Source organism: Blautia sp. HCP28S3_G10 (assembly GCF_052065235.1).
In the GTDB taxonomy this organism is placed as follows: Bacteria; Bacillota; Clostridia; order Lachnospirales; family Lachnospiraceae; genus Blautia_A.
In genome coordinates this window covers 13,383-30,947 of the sequence record NZ_JBQHUL010000003.1, presented here as the reverse complement: position 1 = coordinate 30,947, position 17,565 = coordinate 13,383, and the positions used below count along the sequence as shown (strand labels likewise).

Sequence of the window (17,565 nt, the reverse complement as noted above, 5' to 3'; positions counted from 1 at the left end):
GGCATTTGGCTCTCGCGGCAGTCGCCAAATGGACATGCAAGCATGTCCGCTTGGCCCGTTGCTCGCGGATATAAATGTCCCTCTATATATCCAAAGTTTCAGAGGGGCTTATACAACATGTTTCAGTTAAAAAAAGTCAAGATGAGAAAATGGGCAAAAGAAAACCTCCGTATGAATCGAATCATACGAAGGTAACATGTTCTCATTATGTTGTATTTATTCCATGATATTGTCATTTTAAGAAACAGATAAACTGGAGGTTATCTCTTACAAACAGTGTTCATCAATACAATCACAACTACACAGTAAATTCCTGTTGTCCTCTTGTCCTATTTGTGCTATATCATATATATCTTTTCATTCATCCATGAAAACTTAGTTTACAATCATTATCTTCTTTACATAAGAAATTATATAATAATATTTAAAACTCCTAAAACTGCACCTACTAAAGCCCCAAGATTTACAATTGTATCCAATTCTTTTTTCATCACAGTCAGCACCAGTTTCTCCAGACTATCTACATTCATAGCATTGATTTTATCTTCGATAATTTCTGCAATATTCAAATTACCGATCAGCTTTCCGATGACAGAATCAATTGCTTTGTGATAAAAATCTGCTACTATTTTTCGAACGGCTCCTTCCGAAATATTCATATGGTTACAGAGATCTATGACAGATTGTTCCCCTAACGTATCAATTTTAGTTTCCAGTTCTTCCTTTATAAAATCTGGTCCTTTTTCATTAATATACTTTACTATTTCTCCTCCAACAGGCTGTATCAGGGAATTAAGCATTTCATCATTCAGAAACATTTCCAACATGGAGCCCTTTGTTTTGGCTTTAACAGCTTTTCCGGCTTCCTGAACAATAAGATTATCCAGATTCATATGTTGAACAGAATCAAGGATCTGGCTGGACAGTTCAGAAATCAATCTGTTTTTTATCTCTTCATAATTCAACTCGGACGAACATACTTTTGAAACACAGGTATGAAGATCAACAGATAATCCCTGAACAATCTGATCCACAACAGCATTTTCTGTTTCCAAAGAAATCATTTTCTGTTTAATATCATCTTCCGTTAGAAGATCGTCCGCCACAATAATTCCGATTGCTCTGGCAAGCCTTGGCTTTCCTTTAGGAATTGCCCCCGGAGTAAAAGGAAGTTTTCGTCCAAAGATTCTGACTTCCTGTTTAGGATAAAACAGCATTTTGACAGCGATATAATTAGTACAGTATCCAATCAATGCCCCTATAATGGGTCCTGCCAGTTTTTCTAACATTTTTCTTTTTCCTCCATAACACTCATATAAGCCGGACGGATAATCTTATCTGTGCAGATCAGTTCTTCCATACGATGCGCACTCCACCCGACTACCCTCGCTACTGCAAAAATCGCAGTATATAATTCACGTGGAATGCCTAGCATGTCATATACAAATCCGCTGTAAAAGTCCACATTCGGGCTCACTCGTTTTATAGTATTTCTGTTTTCTGCAATCAGTTTAGGTGCAATCACTTCAACATTCTCATAGAGCTGGAGATCGCTCTCCCGGCCTTTCTCTCTTGCCAGCGCTTCCACATATTTTTTAAATACTCTTTCTCTTGGATCCGACAATGTATACACCGCATGTCCCATTCCGTAAATCAACCCTTTTTTGTCAAATACCTGTTTGTCAATTATCTTCATAAGATATGCTGATATTTCTTCTTTATCAGAAAAATCCTTTACATTTTCCCGTATATTATCCATCATCTCCACAACTTTTATGTTTGCGCCGCCATGCTTCGGTCCCTTCAAAGATGACATAGCGGCAGCAATTGTTGAATATGTATCTGAACCGGAAGAGGTCACCACTCTGGTTGTAAAAGTAGAATTATTTCCGCCGCCATGTTCCATATGAAGAATCAATGAAGTATCCAGAACTTTCGCTTCAACCGGTGTGTATTTCTGATCATGCCTGAGCATCATTAGAAGATTCTCAGCTGTAGACAGTTTCGGATCCGGATTATGGATATACATACTCTGGTTTTTTTCGTAATGATTATAGGCATGATATGCATATACAGCAAGGAGTGGAAATTCACTAATCAGTTGGATGCACTGCCGCAACGAATTACTGACGCTGATGTCTTTTGCATTTTTATCATAAGCAGCCAGTGTCAGAATACTTCTTGTCATTGAATTCATAATATCCTCAGATGGTGCCTTCATAATAACATCTCTGGTAAAGTTCGTTGGAAGCGTTCTGCATGTGCCAATCACTTCCCGGAACTTTTTTTCTTCATCTTCTGAAGGCAATTCCCCCATCAACAGAAGATAAGCGATCTTTTCAAAACCAAGCTGTTCTTCTCCAAGATTGCCAATCAATTTTTCTACCTTATATCCACGATACCACAATTCCCCGTCACAAGGTACTTTTTCTCCATCTTTCACACATGATGATACAATACGGGAAATCTTAGTCAAACCGGTAAGCACACCTTTTCCATTTTCATCCCGCAGCCCCCGGTTAACACCAAACTCTTCATACAATCTAGGATCAATATGATCATTTTTCCGGCAGATAGCTTCATTCTGCACAGCATAATCATTCATCCGCTTCATCAGCTCTCCCATACGAATCGACCTCTCCCATTCCTTTTATTTCGCTGCACATCAGGTTATCCAGTTGTTTCATCATTTTTAATAACATGATCAAATTATCTTTTCCGAATTTGTTGATCACTTTTCCATAACATTCTCTCAGAATCATTTCCTGACCCTTAAACAGTTTCTGTCCCGTTTCTGTAACAGTCACATATGTTCCTTCACTTCCGCTTCCTTCATAAGACCACAGTACCAGTCCACGATCTTTCAGCTTTTCTACCATTTTTGATGTCTGCCGTATTGTCAGCTGCATCTTTTCTGATAAATCCTTTAAATACGTTCTCCCATTATTATTCGGAGAATTTTCTCTCTCAGATTCTATAGTATACAAAGCAATATACTCCTGAAGTGTCATTTTACGAAACAGTTCCTGTATTTTTCCTTTGTTCATCAGATACCGACGATAGGTTAATTCATTTGTAAACTTTCTGATTTCATTTGCATTCAATATTTCTCTCTGCTCTGGCATCTTCAACCGCTCCTCTCTTTTTATTTACATCAATACATGTTATTTTCTTATTTAATCCCCAATTTCTGCCTGAATTTTAATGGCAAAATCAACCGCATTTTCCAGATCTTCTTCATCCGGATGGGTATTTCCCAGTCGAAACATCTGCTGCATCTCTTTTTCTTTACTTGGCATCTGGCTGATCATAATTTTCCTTCTATCTGACTCCACATTCCCCTGACAGAGAAACATTCCCAGATACTCTCCCTCGTCCGGGTACCAGACTTCAAGATTTTTTTCAAGCTTTTCTTTATATTGTTCTGTCGGCACATAACCGCAGGTAACGAACACTGCATATTTTCCGCCTGTAATCTGCTCAAATACATCTGAGATATCCATGCTGCAGGAATAACCATGAATTCCAAACCCGATCAGATAGACATCCGCCGCAGGTATATCCTGCTCTGTATCAATATCTACAATTGTTTTATCCTCTGTATTTAAAGCACCATAGATCTTTTCTGCTATTAAACGTGTATTGCCACTTTTTGACTGATATATAACTGCATATTTCATAATGAACCTCATTTCATATAAAAATAATAAAAGAGAACAAAAAGAGGAGATGTACCAGCCATCTCCCCATTTTGTTGCTCTCCAGTTATTTGATTTTACCTGTTCTCTTTAATACATTTCCGGCTGTGGCTGCGGCGCAGGTGTATTTTCCTTAATGTCCGCTACCGCAGCTTCTGTAGTAAGAAGTGTAGCTGCCACACTTACCGCATTCATTAATGCATTCTTTGTTACCTTCACCGGATCAATAATACCCTGTTTCATCATATCCACAAAGGTTTCTGAGGCTGCATCAAATCCCATGCCAGGCTCACTCTTCTTTACCTTGTCTACGATAACCGGGCCTTCCAGACCTGCATTTTCCACAATCGTATACAGTGGTGCTTCCAGTGCCTTTGCTACGATTCTGGCTCCGGTCTTCTCATCACCCTCCAGGGCTGCTAACAGTTCCTCTACCTTTTTCTGTGCATGGATATATGCAGATCCGCCACCGCAGATAATGCCTTCCGATACGGCTGCTTTTGTTGCGTTCATGGCATCTTCCATGCGGTATTTAGCTTCTTTCATTTCTGTTTCTGTTGCCGCGCCGACACGGATCACTGCAACGCCTCCGCCCATCTTCGCGATACGGTCCATGAGTTTATCTTTATCAAAATCGGATGTTGTTTCAGCCATCTGTCTCTTCAGGCTGGCGATGCGTGCATCAATGTCTTCCTTGTTCCCGGCACCGTCTACGATCGTGGTATTTTCCTTTGTAACCTTTACAGATTTTGCACGGCCAAGCATATCCATCGTGATATCTTTCAGTTCAAGACCCAGATCCTCCATGATTACCTGACCGCCGGTAAGTGTTGCGATATCTTCAAGCATTGCCTTTCTGCTGTCACCATATCCCGGTGCCTTTACAGCAACGACCTTCAGGGTACCTCTCAGTCTGTTGACAATCAATGTGGTAAGTGCCTCTCCCTCCACATCTTCTGCAATGATGAGGAGTTCTTTCCTCTCTCTCATCACATTTTCCAAAATGGGAAGGATGTCCTGGATATTTGAAATCTTCTTATCAGTCATGAGGATATAAGGATCCTCCATGTTGGCGATCATTTTTTCTTTATCATCACACATGTATCCGGAAAGATATCCATTATCGAACTGCATACCTTCGACTACGTCGATCTCCGTCTTCATGGTCTTTGATTCTTCAATCGTAATAACGCCGTTCTCTCCGACTTTTTCCATTGCATCGGCAATCATCTCACCGACTTCTTCATTACCGGAAGAGATTGCAGCTACTTTTGCAATATGATCCTTCCCAGTAACAGGATGGCTCATTTCTTCAATTGCCTGTACAGCCACATCTGCTGCCTTCTTCATTCCTTTTCTTAAAACAATGGCATTTGCACCTGCTGCGATATTTTTCATTCCTTCTTTTACAAGTGCCTGTGCCAGAACTGTAGCTGTTGTTGTTCCATCTCCCGCAATGTCGTTTGTCTTGGTAGCCACCTCTTTTACAAGCTGTGCGCCCATATTTTCAAAACGATCTTCCAGTTCGATCTCTTTTGCAATGGTCACACCATCGTTTGTAATTAATGGTGCACCGTAAGATTTATCCAGTACAACATTTCTTCCTTTTGGCCCCAATGTTACCTTTACTGTATCTGCCAGTCTGTCTACGCCGGCTTCCATTTTTTTTCGAACATCAATATCAAAACTAATCTCTTTTGCCATGATAATTTCCTTCTTTCTACTGTTTCTATTACTCGACAATTGCCAGAATGTCATCCTGGATTACAATTTTATATTCTTCGTCGCCAATTTTTACTTCTGTGCCGCCGTATTCAGAAATAATGACTTTATCTCCTTCTTTTACCTGCATGGCAACCCTCTGTCCGTCTTTACATTTTCCCGGACCAACTGCAATTACTACAGCTTCCTGCGGTTTCTCTTTTGCGCTGTCTGGCAGAATGATTCCTGATTCTGTCTTTTCTTCAACATCCTGATACTGAAGAACTACTTTGTCACCCAATGGTTTTAATTTCATATGAATAACCTGCCTTTCTTTTGTTAGCACTCTTGCTTGTTGAGTGCCATCGTGTTTCGCAAAAAATATGTTTCTCGCGAAACATGTTTTATTTTTAAATTATTTATTTTTAAAGTATTATATCACCTGTATTTCTCTTGTCAATAGGTTTCCAAAATAATTTAAAAAAGATGCGAAGCACCTTAATCATTACTTTGCATCTTTTGATCATCTAAATTAATTCATTTATATTTTTCCTGATTTTTTCCGATACTTCCCGAAAAACCTTCAATTCTTCTTCCGACACACCTTTTAAAATCATCCCGTTCATTGCTTCCCTTCTCTTCGTCATTTCTGTTACCAGATCCTTCGCATAATCAGATATTTCATAATGAATATATCTTCTATCATTCTTATCCGGTATCGCAATAAGATAATTTCTCCTGCAGAGACTGTCAACTGCCTGCGAAATATGTCCACGGTTCATCATCAACTGATGGTGGATATCCGTAGAGGTATTATGTGTTCCGCATTTTGACAGGAAGTATAATATCTCCAGTTCTGCTCTTTTCATATCATATTTTTCTCGTAATTCAACGCTCTGTTCCTCTAACAGCTTTTTAAACTGTCCTCCCTGCAATATGATATCAATTTGTGTATCCATTTAGTTCAGCTTCTTTCAATGTTTTTTTCATTCTATCACAAGTTTAATAATTCGTCACCATTTAATTTTAAACGACTTTTTTGTTTCCTCTTAATTAATGATTAACATCTGGAATCTATTCCGCTGAATCTAATATCAGTAATTATTTTATTTCGCAAAGTTCACAAAATCTTCACATAATTATTAGCACTCTCTATTGACGAGTGCTAATTCATATGTTATATTACACATAGAACAAAGAAAGAGAATATGATTTTTCTTCCTGATATTCATAAATCAACACTTCGGGTTTCTCCGATAGTGCAAACTTTAGTTTATGTCATGAAAGGAGATATGACTTATGTTAATGCCTAGTATTTTTGGAGAAAATTTATTTGATGATTTTATGGATGATTTTGCTTTTCCGGACATCGATAAAAAATTGTATGGAAAACATGCTCCCCATATCATGAAGACTGATGTGAAGGAAAAAGACAACGCTTACGAAGTGGCAATTGATCTTCCTGGATTTAAGAAAGACGAGATTCAGATCCAGCTTGAAAACGGTTATGTAACTGTAAGTGCAGCAAAAGGTCTGGATAAAGATGAAAAAGATAAGGAAGGAAAATATATCCGCCGCGAGCGTTATACCGGAAATGTAAGCAGAAGCTTTTATGTAGGAAATAATGTTCAGAGAGAAGACATCCATCCGAAATTTGAAAATGGTATTCTTTCCTTTACTGTTCCAAAAGAGCAGAAGGCAGTAGAAAACAACTCACATTATATTTCCATCGAAGGTTAATCTCAAACGGGCAGGGAATAAAACCCCTGCCTGTTTTAAAAGCCAAATGCAATCGGAAAAGAGGTTTTTGATATGAGTAAAACGACATCAAGAGTATTATGGATTTTAGCCGGAATCTTTCTGATTATAACCGGGATCGGATGTTTGAGGAATCCCGGAAAAATTCTTTATGGTCTTCCCATTATCTTTGGAGTTGCCATGATGTTTTCCGGCATTATAGATATTGTGATATTTGCAGCCGGTCATGATTATATGGCAGGATCTGGCTGGTTTCTTGCTGACGGCATTCTAACCGTACTGATGTCTTTATTCATTTTGGGAAATGGATGGTTTACAGCAATGACTATTTCCTTTATTTTAGGAATGTGGCTGATTTTTTCAGGTATCACCAAACTGGTTAATTCCTTTGACCTTCAAAAACTGGGAGTAAAGGGCTGGGGCTGGTTTACAGTACTTGGAATCCTTCTGACTGTGATTGGTTTTCTGTCATTCACACATCCATTTGCAAGTATTGCAGCTATGGCCTGGGTAATCGGATTTTTCCTGATCCTACAGGGTATTGTATCTGTCATGCGTGGATGCTTTTCCAATCGCTTCTGGATGTAAAATATAACAAAAAATAACATTGCCAAGGAGGAAAAAAGGCACCTCTTCATATAGATTCGGCTGCATACAAAATTGTGTGCAGCCTTTTTTAACGAATGCCTAATTCCAAAACAATTTGAATATTCTTGTGCGATGAAATCGCACTTCCGGAAATCTGGAAATCAGATGTCTGGGAAGTGGAAATCATCTTATGCGAGTTTACTCGCGTAATGTTTTATTGCTAACTTCCCATGTTTTTCCTACTCAAACCAAAACGCGCCATCAATCACATGCTTTCTGCCAACTGTTCCTGTGTAATATTCTTTTCTTTTCGAAGCTCTTTAAGAAAACTTCCAACTTTTTCTTGTTTCATTTTGTTCCTCCTTCCACCGATAGATTAGTTTATTTCATCGATTTCAACCACGATACAAAGCGAGAAATTGATTTTTTTATATGGACAACCATGTCTATTTCTATTTTTTGCTTGCTTTTCCCCAAAAATAAGAATCCACATCCCGGCAAATTCAAATTGAACAAAATCGCTGCGCGATGGCATGCCAAGGCTGTGGCGCAGCGATTTTGTTCACTTCCAGTTTGTCGAACTGAAAACAGAATGAACGGGACGCATTGGTTCACAAATAGCCAGTGCGCCCTCTTTTTATGCTCAACGCCCTTTGGCTGTTACATAGGTGGTGACATCATTGCAGTTCGTCACTTCTCAATGTACAATATGGTCAAAAGAAAGGGGTTGTTCCTATGAAGATGATTTTGAAGGTATTGGCACTGCCGTTGTTGTTCATTGTAACTGTTGCTTGTATCCTCGGAAATTTGATTACCAACATTTCCTCTCATGTGATTGCTCTATTGCTTCTGGTGATTGCAGGCTGCTCCATCTACTGCATCGTAAAGGCACTGTGGACTTCCCTGGCTATCCTTGCCGGTATGGGATTGGCAGCAATCCTTATAATCTTCCTGTTGGTATGGGCAGTTGTAAAACTTGAAACTTTGGGAAATTATATCAAAGAGTTTATTTCTTATTAAGATGGGAGAAACGGATGGACATAAGGCGGAAAAGCAAGCCTTTGATCAGTTGGATGGGCAAAAGGTTCCTTCCCGTCAGGCTCTGCATGAGGAGTTTAAACGGTTGTTGGGTGAGAAAAAACAAGCCTATGCAGAATATCGTCAGGTGAAGAAAGAGATGCAGGAATATCTGATTGCCAAGCAGACGGTTGAGCATATCTTGGGTATTGACCGTCACAAACGAGTGGAAGAGAAGAAACAACAAAAAGAAGAACAGCGCTGAAGGTAGAGAAAGAGCCACGGTCCATTCCGTTTTGGAGTGTGAGACCGTGGCCACTTTTTTGCATTTTACTTCGATATAATATGCTGATCATCACCTGTCGGAAATAATCATGTCAATTCCTTGCTGCAAGGTTTCTTCATCAATTGCACCCGTTGCTTGAGCGATTGCGTTTCCCTCCTCATCAATAAAATATGTGGTAGGCAGTGAATAAACACCGTAGGTTGCAGCGGCATCCTGATCTGTATCGTAAAATACCGGGAAAGAATAGCCCTGTTCTGCGATGAAAGCAGATGCAGTTTCCACAGTCTCTCTGGAGCCATCGGTCATATTGATGATGAGAAACTGTACTTCTTCACCAATTTCCAGATACTTTTCGTTAAAATCAGGCATTTCCATTTTACATGGACTACACCAGCTTGCCCAGAAGTTTAGGACAACGGATTTCCCGATAAAATCCGAAAGATGAACTTCATTTCCATCCAGATCGTAAACTGTAAAATCCGGTGCCAATATCTTTTCTGATTCATTCTCTTGTGTTGTTGGAGTGGAGGCTTCTGTGGATTCGGTTTCCTGCGGTATTTGTGTAGCAAGCAGATTGGGAGCCAGTTTCTGTCCAAGCTGTTTATATAGAATTCCTGCGCCACCTAAAATGAGAACAAACACAAGAACGAGTATCATTATTATCTTCTTTTTATTCATAAACCCTCCTCAACTAAGCAGGCTGAGTAGCTGTCCCAGCGTTCCTGCTGCCATCAGGATACCCACCAATATCAGGAAACAGCCGCTGACAGTATTGATGATCCGGTAGTGTTTTTTAATCCAGTTGAAGGCTGACTTCAAATAGTCGATCAGAATAGCACTGAGAAGAAAAGGAATGCCAAGTCCCAACGAATAGCAAAGCAGCATCAGCATACCTTTAATTACATGACCCTGCTGAGAGGCCAGCATCAAGGCAGAACCGAGGAATGCGCCCACACAAGGTGTCCAGCCCAAGGAAAATATTATGCCAAAGAGCATAGCGGGGAAGAACCCCATCTCACGACTGTTTAATGTTTTACTGCCGCCTCTAAACAAATTCATTTTGAAAATGCCCAGAAAATTGAGGCCAAAAAGAATTACTATCAATCCGGAAATTAAATTCACTGCACCTTTGTATTCTCGCAGGAAGCTGCCAATGGTGCCTGCCAAAGTGCCCATTGCCACAAAGATTACAGTAAACCCACTAACAAATCCCAACGCTCCCAACAAGGTCTTTTTTGTGCTGCGTTCTCCACCACCTGCAAAATAGGAGATATAGATGGGCAGCATGGGAAGCAGGCAGGGTGATATGAAGGTGATAATGCCCTCCAGGAAAGCTACTGCGTATTGCATGAACCGCTGCACCCCTTTCCGAAAATACCGGACAACAGCCAGCCGATAAAGCCCATATAGGCCATCGTGATGAACGGGTTAGAAGTCAGCGGACAAGCTCCAGTGGGGCATCCCACAAAGTAGTAATATGCAAGGCCAACTAATGCGCCGCCTGCGGTAAAAAGAACTGGCTTCAGCCATTTTTTAATTTTTTCTTTCATCTCACATTCCTCCTGCTAAATATTCCTCTGCATAGTGAACAGCAGTTGCCCCATCGGCTACAGCAGTTACGACCTGCCGTAATGCCTTTGTGCGGACATCCCCAACGGCGAACACACCGGGGATGTTGGTGCGGGTACTCTCATCTGCAATAATGTATCCAGCCGGATCAATCTCAATCTGATCTTTCATCAATTCGGTGGAAGGCTTTCTTCCCACGCTTACAAATACACCATCGCAAGCAAGGGTACTTTCTTCTCCAGTTTTCACGTTCCTAATCTGGATACCGGTCAGCTTTTCGTTATGGAGCAGAGCTATAATCTCACTGTCCCAGAGAAATTCTACATTTTCTGTTTTCATCAAAGGTTCATGGTAGATCTTTGTTGCTTTTAGGGTGCCTCTGCGGTGGACGACGATGACTTTTTTGCAGATACGGGAGAGAATCAGCGCATCCGCCGCAGCGGTATTGCCACCTCCTGCGATGACAACCGTTTTGTTCCGATAGAACATTCCGTCACAGGCCGCACAGTAATGGACACCTTTACCGATTAACGCCTGTTCCCCATCAACACCCAGCTCTCTGGGACCGGCTCCTGTAGCCAATACGATGGATTTTGCGTACATAGCGCCTTCGCTGGTCACAGCTTTCTTTACAGAACCTGACAGTTCCAGAGACAGCACCTCAGTCAGCTTGGTTTCCACACCAAACCGCTCCGTTCCTCGCTTCATTTTTTCTCCCAGGGAGAAACCGTCGATGCCATCCTCGAAGCCGGGATAGTTGTCGATTTGCTCGGTCAGAGCCATCTGCCCACCGGCAGACAGCTTTTCTAAAACCACGGTGTCCATTCCTGCTCTTGCAGCATAAAGGGCTGCGGTATACCCGCCGGGACCGCCACCTACAACGATCATGTCATAGATATGCTGCGCATTATTTACTTCCTGAGTCCGGTGCTGTAAGGTTTCCTCAATAAAAGCCACCAGCTGCGCTCTGGATTCCGGAGCGACGATAGAGCCAAGAGTCTGTCCGCTGTGATAGATCAGCAGAGTAGGGACAACTTCAATAGCCTCGGTCTCAGCCAATTCCGGTTCATCATCAATGTTGACAGCAGTGAATACCAGCGTATCCTTATATTCCTCAGCAACGCTTTCCAATGCTGGAGCCAGACGGCGGCAATATACGCACCAAGGGGCTGAAAACTCCACCAGAACAGTCTTTCCGCTATGCACCATTTCTTCAAATTGATTTCTATTAATATTGATAACTGCCATATTGCCAGCTCCTTTCCTTTGCTTGATTATAGTATAGCCAATCTAAAATAACATTTCGGTGATGATATCACATAAAATAGTGCGACATTGCTGCCGCACTAAACTTTTTCGTTATTAAGTAACTCGAGGATATGTTCACTGGAACGGATGATTTGAGACTGCTTATCTTTTATGGATGTTTTTCTTGCCTCCTCCAGCGAGAGAGAAGCATATAAATGAACCGTGTATGCTTCCTGCCTGAGAGAATCGTTATACTGTTCAGCTGAAAGATATTGTTTCTCAAGAATACTAATTTTACTTTGGAGATCACCAATCTGCTGTTGAAGCGACATCACTTTTTTCTTTTGAATATAGAGGAAAGAAGTAAGAAGAAGTAGTAGTAATATGATTGATAGGATAATAATAATCATTCTTATTACTTTCCCTCCTTTATCAAAAGATAAGCCTTAACTGCATTACGGAGACTTTCTGGTAGAACAGGCATGGACAAGATGATCAACTTACCTGCATTCTTTTCTATCGTTATTTCTGATTCCGGTTGATTGGACAGAAGAATTACGGGTGTTCTTTTATCCGCCCGCCATGGCTGATCCGGCTGTTTTGTCAGAGCCTCTGTAACAACCCAAAGCATAGGCTTTTTCTTTCCAAGCTTTTTTCTTGCAGCTTCCGGGGTTTCAAATACAAGGATATGTTTGGATAACTTCTGCAGCACCAGTCTCAGTCCGTTCCCATAGGCTGAATCACTGCACATAATGGCAATCGTGGCATTTGATTGCTCATCTTGTGATACCTTTATAAAATCAAGAACTGGCGTATTATAAAGGTTGAAATCTTTTTCTGTATGTACTGCTTCATAATAAGCTCTGGCCGCTTGGCACATTCTTCGGCAAAACTGTTCAATATCGATACGGATGTCCGTAAGGCTATTGTCAGAACCAATTCTATCCAGTTGACAAACTGAGGTTCCTCAATTCACGCCCAGGTGAAAACGAATCGAAGAATTGTCCTCAGTATTTGCAAAGCCTTTGTTCTGGTGTAGGTATTCACAGCGAAGCTGCCAGCATCGTTCTCCGCAGATATAGGGCGAGATATCCTGCGCAGAGACTTTAAAGAAAGGTGCTGCGTATGTATCAAACCAACGAATATATTGATTTCCCACATCACGAGTTGGTCTCTGGTTTCTGTCCAGAACAGCACGCCCATCCCGATAACGCTTTACAATTTCTGGGAAAGCAATTCCGCCACAAATATCAGGCAAAGTCAGCGCCAATGCCAAAGCAGATTGCCAGCGTCCATCCTCAATGTTCAGTTCTACTTCCTCTATGCGATGTAAAAAGGTAAAGCTGGCATTATCTTGAATCATAGGCATCCTCCTGTAAAAAACCGCCTGCCGGGAAACCGACAGGCGGCATACTGCCTTTTATACTTCCATCATCTATAGGCTATTGATTCTTAGTAATTTTCCGCGCGCACTTCGAAGAATGCCTGAGGATGCTTGCAGACAGGGCAGATCTCAGGAGCCTTGGTTCCTACTACGATATGTCCGCAGTTACGGCACTCCCAGATGGTAACGCCGCTCTTCTCAAACACCTGCATGGTCTCCACGTTGCTCAAAAGCTTGCGGTAGCGCTCCTCGTGCATCTTCTCAATGGCAGCTACGCCACGGAACTGTTCAGCCAGATCATGGAATCCCTCCTCATCAGCTTCACGAGCCATACGGTCATACATATCCGTCCACTCGGCGTTCTCACCTTCAGCAGCATGGAGCAGGTTCTCGGCAGTATCGCCCAGCTCGCCCAGAGCTTTGAACCACAACTTGGCATGCTCCATCTCGTTCTGTGCAGTATGCAGGAACAGAGCAGAAATCTGCTCGTAACCGGCTTTCTTGGCTACTGAAGCGAAGTAAGTATATTTGTTGCGTGCCTGAGATTCACCAGCAAAGGCTTCCCACAGATTTTTCTCGGTTTTGGTGCCTGCATAGGGATTCTTTGCAGGAGCCGCAGCATCCTCAATCTTCACAAACTTGTCGGCGGGCTGCTTGCAGATGGGGCACTTAAAATCAGGTGTCATAGGGCCTTCGTGAATGTAACCGCAGACAGAGCATTTCCACTTTTCCATTTTCTTTTCCTCCGTTTTTTCATTGAATTGAATGGTATGTAACAGGGATTCCACAGCATCCACAGGAATGCCGGGATACGTTTTAATACTTTCCAGAAACGATCTGGTGTTGCTGCTCTGAGGCAGCATAAAGCCGGCTTCTCTGCACAGATCCTCAGCCATCAGGCGAGAGGATTTTTCCACAGCGACGCTCAAGACATCAGGAAGCTGCGAAGCAATGTTCTCTGCATTGGCTTTGCTTTGAACTAAGCCACGAAGTGCTTCGACAACTTTTTCTTCTTTCGGCTGCTGCGGCGGCAGTTCTTTTGGAACCATAGAGATTGCAGAGGATGGACAGGCTTCGGCACAGGCACCGCAGCCGATACACTTTTCAGGATCAATGATGCTGTTCTCTGTATCAGTCGCTCCGGTTGGGCAGACATAGAGGCAAAGGCAATCCTTGGTACATAAGCGAAGATTTCTTACTGCATATTTTTCAGCCATAGTTATGCCCTCCCTTCCATTTTTTCAAATTTCCAACTGGGAACCTTACACACCGGACATAGCTCCGGAGCTATGTCACCAACATAGACAAAACCACAGACCGTGCAAACCCAGACACCGGTGTTTTCCAACATCTTGTCTCCCTCAGATTCATATCGAGTCAGCAGAGATTGGAGCATTCGGGTAACCTTTTCACTCCACACCTGACAGCGCAGACCACCCCGATCAGGCTTTTCACCGGCTATAGCATTGCCATAGGGATACCCTACAGACAAATCCTTGTCAATGAGTTCCAGCAGCTTGGCTGTGCTGGCCTCCTCGACGGGCGCAGCCTTGCTTCTGAAGAACTCTGCCAGTTTTCTGAAATCATCTGCCTGCTGGGGCAGATACTGCTTTTCGCAGCCACGGGCCAGATTGGAGCAGATGATGCTCATTTCCATGGGAGAGAGTTCCTTGTCCACATGGGGCTTTTCAAGGACCTCCTGGGACGCTGTTTTTTCTTCTTTGGGTTTGAAAGCGTCTTTGCCTGCTTTACAGACAGGACACTTCCAATCGGCAGGTAGGTCTTCCCACTTGCCACCGACAGCTTCATCGTGAATATATCCACAAATGCCGCAAACATATTGTTTCATAGGTTTTACCGCCTCCTTTATCTATATTTTATCAAATCACGACACATATTCCGTGACTTAATCACCTATTTCAGTCGCAGGAGTGATGGCCACAGCCGTGGGAACCGCAAGAGTGACCTTCCCCATGGTGGTCGTGATGATCACACCGGACATCGGGGTTGAAGTCCAGCTCGCCTGCTGCCAGTGCTTCTGCTGCTGCATCAGCGTTGCCGGAAACACCACCATAAAGCCGGATACCCACATCGCTCAGTGCCATCTGGGCACCGCCGCCAATACCGCCGCAGATCAGGGCATCCACCTTCAGTGCACTCAGGACGCCTGCCAGTGCACCATGTCCGCTGCCGCCAGCATCCACAACCTCAGACGAAATGATTTTTCCATCTTCCACATCGTAGATTTTAAACTGTTCGGTGTGACCGAAGTGCTGAAAGATTTCTCCGTTTTCATAAGTGACTGCAATTCTCATAATATTATCTCCTTTCGGTTTTTCGTGCATCGGATGGATTTTTTGCTGATAGCAATTTCTGCACCCGTAGGCTGCGCTGTTTCCGCTGCAGAGTGTAAAATCCCCTCCCTCGATTCGCAGAGGAAGTCCCTCAACCAGCGCATCAGCCAGCTTTTTGCGGGCAGCTGCATAAATCTGCTGAACCGTTGTTCTGGCAATACGCATATATTCTCCGCATTGCTCCTGAGAAAAACCTTCACGGTCAATCAGGCGAATGGATTCATACTCATCCACATTCAGGACAATGGGAGTCAGTTCCTCGCCGCCACGAACCGGAACAAAACCATCATTATTCGGCAAACAACAAACTTTTCTGCATTTTCTCGGTCTTGGCATAGATTCACCTCCATATTATTTGCGGCATATGCCATTTATACGACCATTGTACATCTCCTTTTCCTATAGGTCAACGGAATTATTGACATATGCCATAAATTATTTTATACTATGTGTATTCAAGGAGGTGTACCCATGGATTTTTCATCCTATTTTCCAATTTGGAACAAACTGACACCGACCCAGCAGCAGATTTTGGAGCGAAATGCAGTTTTACGAAAAGTGGACAAAGGGACTGTGATTCACAACGGAACTGTGGAGTGTACCGGTCTTCTGCTGGTAAGAAGCGGACAGCTTCGTGCCTATATTCTTTCCGATGAAGGACGGGAGATTAGCCTCTATCGTTTGTTTGATCGGGATATTTGCCTGTTTTCCGCCTCCTGTATGATGAACAGCATTCAGTTTGAGATCACCATTGAGGCGCAGAAGGATACCACGATGTGGGTTATTTCTGCTGACACTTATCAGCGCATTATGAAAGAGTCTGCTGTGGTAGCTAATTTTACCAACGAAATTATGGCTACCCGTTTTTCTGAGGTTATGTGGCTCATGGAGCAGATCATGTGGAAAAGCTTTGATAAAAGGCTGGCAGAATTTCTGCTGGAGGAATGCAGCTTAGAGGAAACAAACATCCTCAAGATTACCCATGAAACCATTGCGGGCCACATGGGCACCGCCCGCGAGGTAGTTACCCGAATGCTTCGCTATTTCCAGAACGAGGGTATGGTGAAGCTGGCGCGGGGCACCGTGGAGATTTGTGAAGAAAGGAGATTGCAGGAACTTTCTGATACATAGAAGACCTGTATCGTTGATGATGAAAATCGTATTGCTCACCGCCCTCGGCGTGGGGGGCGCGACCATTTTTGGAAGTCTCATTGGCTTTGTCTTTCGGAATATCTCCCACAAATTCTCCGACATAGTGCTGTCCTTTGCGGCAGGTGTTATGCTGTCTGCGGCTGTACTGGGACTGATTCTGCCATCTCTCAATTATGGCGGAACCCATGGGATCCTCGTTTCCATCATCGGGATCTTTACTGGGGCGGTGTGCTTGAATCTCATTGATAAGCTGGTTCCCCACCTGCATAAGCTGGTGGGAACCGATACGGAAACACACCGCAGCACCAACCTTGACAAGGTATTGCTGTTTGTCACAGCCATCGCGATCCATAACCTGCCGGAGGGGATTGCCGCCGGTGTCAGCTTTGGAAGTGAAGACACGGCGCAGGCGATGATGATCGCCTGCGGTATCGCCCTGCAGAACATCCCCGAAGGCATGGTGATCATTGCGCCCATGCTGGCAGCAGGCGTATCCCCGGTAAAAACCTTTGTCTGCGCCATGGTGACCGGGCTGATCGAAATCGTCGGTACGCTTCTGGGATATTGGGCCGTAAGCATTGCTTCGGCCATTCTCCCCTTTGCTCTGGCCTTTGCGGGAGGAACCATGCTCTATGTCATCAGTGATGAAATGATTCCCGAAACCCATGCCCACGGCAGCGAGACCGGAGCAACCTATGCGCTCCTGGCCGGATTCTGTGTGATGCTGGTCAGTGATTTCTTTTTGGGGTAAAGTGTGATTCAGATGTTTGAAATGTTTGCTGCAGTCAGAGGATGAAAATCCGCCGCATC

The 17,565-nt window shown here is 43.1% G+C and carries 23 protein-coding genes and 2 pseudogenes; 6 read left to right on the top strand and 19 right to left on the bottom strand.

What is annotated here, in order from left to right:
• Positions 1–410 precede the first annotated feature (410 nt).
• The 7 genes from ACTNB8_RS02380 to ACTNB8_RS02350 all read right to left on the bottom strand — a co-directional run bounded on the left by ACTNB8_RS02380 (position 411) and on the right by ACTNB8_RS02350 (position 6,358).
• Positions 411–1,289 carry a DUF445 domain-containing protein gene (locus ACTNB8_RS02380; RefSeq protein WP_262655208.1) on the bottom strand — a complete coding sequence of 293 codons (879 nt, stop codon included), beginning with the start codon at positions 1,287–1,289 and terminating at the stop codon, positions 411–413.
• Complete coding sequence (locus ACTNB8_RS02375; RefSeq protein ID WP_441052202.1) at positions 1,283–2,614, bottom strand: citrate/2-methylcitrate synthase; 1,332 nt, start codon at positions 2,612–2,614, stop codon at positions 1,283–1,285. Before ACTNB8_RS02375 ends, ACTNB8_RS02380 begins: the two co-directional genes overlap by 7 nt.
• Positions 2,598–3,125 (bottom strand): MarR family winged helix-turn-helix transcriptional regulator, encoded by a 528-nt coding sequence (locus tag ACTNB8_RS02370; protein WP_154433061.1) that lies wholly within the window; start codon positions 3,123–3,125, stop codon positions 2,598–2,600. Before ACTNB8_RS02370 ends, ACTNB8_RS02375 begins: the two co-directional genes overlap by 17 nt.
• A gap of 51 nt (positions 3,126–3,176) precedes the next feature.
• Positions 3,177–3,680, bottom strand: a complete 504-nt coding sequence (locus ACTNB8_RS02365) for a flavodoxin family protein (protein WP_262655205.1) — start codon at positions 3,678–3,680, stop codon at positions 3,177–3,179.
• A gap of 108 nt (positions 3,681–3,788) precedes the next feature.
• Entirely contained in the window at positions 3,789–5,402 is a 1,614-nt protein-coding gene (gene groL, locus ACTNB8_RS02360) for a chaperonin GroEL (protein WP_441051968.1), read from the bottom strand.
• Between the two features lie 28 nt (positions 5,403–5,430).
• A complete protein-coding gene (locus ACTNB8_RS02355; RefSeq protein ID WP_154433058.1) occupies positions 5,431–5,715 on the bottom strand; it encodes a co-chaperone GroES in 285 nt (94 codons plus the stop codon).
• Between the two features lie 211 nt (positions 5,716–5,926).
• Complete coding sequence (locus tag ACTNB8_RS02350) at positions 5,927–6,358, bottom strand: MarR family winged helix-turn-helix transcriptional regulator (protein WP_154433057.1); 432 nt, start codon at positions 6,356–6,358, stop codon at positions 5,927–5,929.
• A 340-nt stretch (positions 6,359–6,698) separates the two neighbouring features.
• Here ACTNB8_RS02350 and ACTNB8_RS02345 point away from each other — a divergent pair, with 340 nt between their 5' ends.
• The 4 genes from ACTNB8_RS02345 (at position 6,699) to ACTNB8_RS02330 (ending at position 9,027) form a co-directional block, all read left to right on the top strand.
• A complete protein-coding gene (locus ACTNB8_RS02345; protein ID WP_262655201.1) occupies positions 6,699–7,139 on the top strand; it encodes an Hsp20/alpha crystallin family protein in 441 nt (146 codons plus the stop codon).
• Between the two features lie 72 nt (positions 7,140–7,211).
• Positions 7,212–7,745: an HdeD family acid-resistance protein gene (locus tag ACTNB8_RS02340; protein ID WP_154433055.1), complete on the top strand. Its 534-nt coding sequence runs from the start codon at positions 7,212–7,214 to the stop codon at positions 7,743–7,745.
• Positions 7,746–8,480: 735 nt separating this feature from the next.
• Complete coding sequence (locus tag ACTNB8_RS02335; protein WP_441051966.1) at positions 8,481–8,765, top strand: hypothetical protein; 285 nt, start codon at positions 8,481–8,483, stop codon at positions 8,763–8,765.
• Positions 8,722–9,027 (top strand): hypothetical protein, encoded by a 306-nt coding sequence (locus ACTNB8_RS02330; RefSeq protein WP_441051965.1) that lies wholly within the window; start codon positions 8,722–8,724, stop codon positions 9,025–9,027. Before ACTNB8_RS02335 ends, ACTNB8_RS02330 begins: the two co-directional genes overlap by 44 nt.
• Positions 9,028–9,117: 90 nt before the next feature.
• On the opposite strand, the gene ACTNB8_RS02325 is transcribed toward ACTNB8_RS02330, so the two are convergent.
• The 12 genes and pseudogenes from ACTNB8_RS02325 to ACTNB8_RS02270 all read right to left on the bottom strand — a co-directional run bounded on the left by ACTNB8_RS02325 (position 9,118) and on the right by ACTNB8_RS02270 (position 15,939).
• Positions 9,118–9,726, bottom strand: coding sequence for a TlpA family protein disulfide reductase (locus ACTNB8_RS02325; protein WP_441051964.1), 609 nt, complete (start codon positions 9,724–9,726; stop codon positions 9,118–9,120).
• 9 nt (positions 9,727–9,735) lie between these two features.
• On the bottom strand, positions 9,736–10,398 hold the full coding sequence (locus tag ACTNB8_RS02320; RefSeq protein WP_441051963.1) for a cytochrome c biogenesis CcdA family protein: 663 nt from the start codon (positions 10,396–10,398) through the stop codon (positions 9,736–9,738).
• Positions 10,383–10,598: a hypothetical protein gene (locus tag ACTNB8_RS02315; RefSeq protein ID WP_235249362.1), complete on the bottom strand. Its 216-nt coding sequence runs from the start codon at positions 10,596–10,598 to the stop codon at positions 10,383–10,385. Before ACTNB8_RS02315 ends, ACTNB8_RS02320 begins: the two co-directional genes overlap by 16 nt.
• 1 nt (position 10,599) lies before the next feature.
• A complete protein-coding gene (gene trxB / locus ACTNB8_RS02310) occupies positions 10,600–11,505 on the bottom strand; it encodes a thioredoxin-disulfide reductase (protein WP_235249370.1) in 906 nt (301 codons plus the stop codon).
• Positions 11,506–11,568: 63 nt separating this feature from the next.
• Positions 11,569–11,865: pseudogene (locus tag ACTNB8_RS02305) on the bottom strand (thioredoxin family protein); the annotation flags it as partial.
• Positions 11,866–11,963: 98 nt separating this feature from the next.
• A complete protein-coding gene (locus ACTNB8_RS02300; RefSeq protein ID WP_441051962.1) occupies positions 11,964–12,275 on the bottom strand; it encodes a hypothetical protein in 312 nt (103 codons plus the stop codon).
• Positions 12,276–12,280: 5 nt separating this feature from the next.
• Positions 12,281–12,745, bottom strand: coding sequence for a hypothetical protein (locus ACTNB8_RS02295; RefSeq protein WP_441051960.1), 465 nt, complete (start codon positions 12,743–12,745; stop codon positions 12,281–12,283).
• 87 nt (positions 12,746–12,832) lie between these two features.
• Complete coding sequence (locus tag ACTNB8_RS02290) at positions 12,833–13,228, bottom strand: hypothetical protein (RefSeq protein ID WP_441051958.1); 396 nt, start codon at positions 13,226–13,228, stop codon at positions 12,833–12,835.
• Between the two features lie 89 nt (positions 13,229–13,317).
• Entirely contained in the window at positions 13,318–13,878 is a 561-nt protein-coding gene (gene rbr, locus ACTNB8_RS02285; RefSeq protein WP_441033857.1) for a rubrerythrin, read from the bottom strand.
• Between the two features lie 18 nt (positions 13,879–13,896).
• A pseudogene (locus tag ACTNB8_RS02280) lies at positions 13,897–14,466 on the bottom strand (4Fe-4S binding protein); the annotation flags it as partial.
• Between the two features lie 2 nt (positions 14,467–14,468).
• Positions 14,469–15,098 (bottom strand): rubredoxin-like domain-containing protein, encoded by a 630-nt coding sequence (locus ACTNB8_RS02275; protein WP_235249357.1) that lies wholly within the window; start codon positions 15,096–15,098, stop codon positions 14,469–14,471.
• Between the two features lie 70 nt (positions 15,099–15,168).
• Entirely contained in the window at positions 15,169–15,939 is a 771-nt protein-coding gene (locus tag ACTNB8_RS02270; RefSeq protein ID WP_441051956.1) for a NifB/NifX family molybdenum-iron cluster-binding protein, read from the bottom strand.
• 135 nt (positions 15,940–16,074) lie between these two features.
• Here ACTNB8_RS02270 and ACTNB8_RS02265 point away from each other — a divergent pair, with 135 nt between their 5' ends.
• Entirely contained in the window at positions 16,075–16,734 is a 660-nt protein-coding gene (locus tag ACTNB8_RS02265) for a Crp/Fnr family transcriptional regulator (protein WP_262655638.1), read from the top strand.
• A gap of 16 nt (positions 16,735–16,750) precedes the next feature.
• On the top strand, positions 16,751–17,506 hold the full coding sequence (locus ACTNB8_RS02260) for a ZIP family metal transporter (protein ID WP_441051954.1): 756 nt from the start codon (positions 16,751–16,753) through the stop codon (positions 17,504–17,506).
• Positions 17,507–17,565: the final 59 nt, after the last annotated feature.

What these genes read in the sequence shown, in the direction of transcription:
- ACTNB8_RS02380 (WP_262655208.1), bottom strand. Translation starts at nt 1,289, where the DNA reads ATGTTAGAAAAACTGGCAGGACCCATTATAGGGGCATTGATTGGATAC.
- ACTNB8_RS02375 (WP_441052202.1), bottom strand. Translation starts at nt 2,614, where the DNA reads ATGAAGCGGATGAATGATTATGCTGTGCAGAATGAAGCTATCTGCCGG.
- ACTNB8_RS02370 (WP_154433061.1), bottom strand. Translation starts at nt 3,125, where the DNA reads ATGCCAGAGCAGAGAGAAATATTGAATGCAAATGAAATCAGAAAGTTT.
- ACTNB8_RS02365 (WP_262655205.1), bottom strand. Translation starts at nt 3,680, where the DNA reads ATGAAATATGCAGTTATATATCAGTCAAAAAGTGGCAATACACGTTTA.
- groL (WP_441051968.1), bottom strand. Translation starts at nt 5,402, where the DNA reads ATGGCAAAAGAGATTAGTTTTGATATTGATGTTCGAAAAAAAATGGAA.
- ACTNB8_RS02355 (WP_154433058.1), bottom strand. Translation starts at nt 5,715, where the DNA reads ATGAAATTAAAACCATTGGGTGACAAAGTAGTTCTTCAGTATCAGGAT.
- ACTNB8_RS02350 (WP_154433057.1), bottom strand. Translation starts at nt 6,358, where the DNA reads ATGGATACACAAATTGATATCATATTGCAGGGAGGACAGTTTAAAAAG.
- ACTNB8_RS02345 (WP_262655201.1), top strand. Translation starts at nt 6,699, where the DNA reads ATGTTAATGCCTAGTATTTTTGGAGAAAATTTATTTGATGATTTTATG.
- ACTNB8_RS02340 (WP_154433055.1), top strand. Translation starts at nt 7,212, where the DNA reads ATGAGTAAAACGACATCAAGAGTATTATGGATTTTAGCCGGAATCTTT.
- ACTNB8_RS02335 (WP_441051966.1), top strand. Translation starts at nt 8,481, where the DNA reads ATGAAGATGATTTTGAAGGTATTGGCACTGCCGTTGTTGTTCATTGTA.
- ACTNB8_RS02325 (WP_441051964.1), bottom strand. Translation starts at nt 9,726, where the DNA reads ATGAATAAAAAGAAGATAATAATGATACTCGTTCTTGTGTTTGTTCTC.
- ACTNB8_RS02320 (WP_441051963.1), bottom strand. Translation starts at nt 10,398, where the DNA reads ATGCAATACGCAGTAGCTTTCCTGGAGGGCATTATCACCTTCATATCA.
- ACTNB8_RS02315 (WP_235249362.1), bottom strand. Translation starts at nt 10,598, where the DNA reads ATGAAAGAAAAAATTAAAAAATGGCTGAAGCCAGTTCTTTTTACCGCA.
- trxB (WP_235249370.1), bottom strand. Translation starts at nt 11,505, where the DNA reads ATGATCGTTGTAGGTGGCGGTCCCGGCGGGTATACCGCAGCCCTTTAT.
- ACTNB8_RS02300 (WP_441051962.1), bottom strand. Translation starts at nt 12,275, where the DNA reads ATGATTATTATTATCCTATCAATCATATTACTACTACTTCTTCTTACT.
- ACTNB8_RS02295 (WP_441051960.1), bottom strand. Translation starts at nt 12,745, where the DNA reads ATGTGCCAAGCGGCCAGAGCTTATTATGAAGCAGTACATACAGAAAAA.
- ACTNB8_RS02290 (WP_441051958.1), bottom strand. Translation starts at nt 13,228, where the DNA reads ATGATTCAAGATAATGCCAGCTTTACCTTTTTACATCGCATAGAGGAA.
- ACTNB8_RS02275 (WP_235249357.1), bottom strand. Translation starts at nt 15,098, where the DNA reads ATGAAACAATATGTTTGCGGCATTTGTGGATATATTCACGATGAAGCT.
- ACTNB8_RS02270 (WP_441051956.1), bottom strand. Translation starts at nt 15,939, where the DNA reads ATGCCAAGACCGAGAAAATGCAGAAAAGTTTGTTGTTTGCCGAATAAT.
- ACTNB8_RS02265 (WP_262655638.1), top strand. Translation starts at nt 16,075, where the DNA reads ATGGATTTTTCATCCTATTTTCCAATTTGGAACAAACTGACACCGACC.
- ACTNB8_RS02260 (WP_441051954.1), top strand. Translation starts at nt 16,751, where the DNA reads ATGATGAAAATCGTATTGCTCACCGCCCTCGGCGTGGGGGGCGCGACC.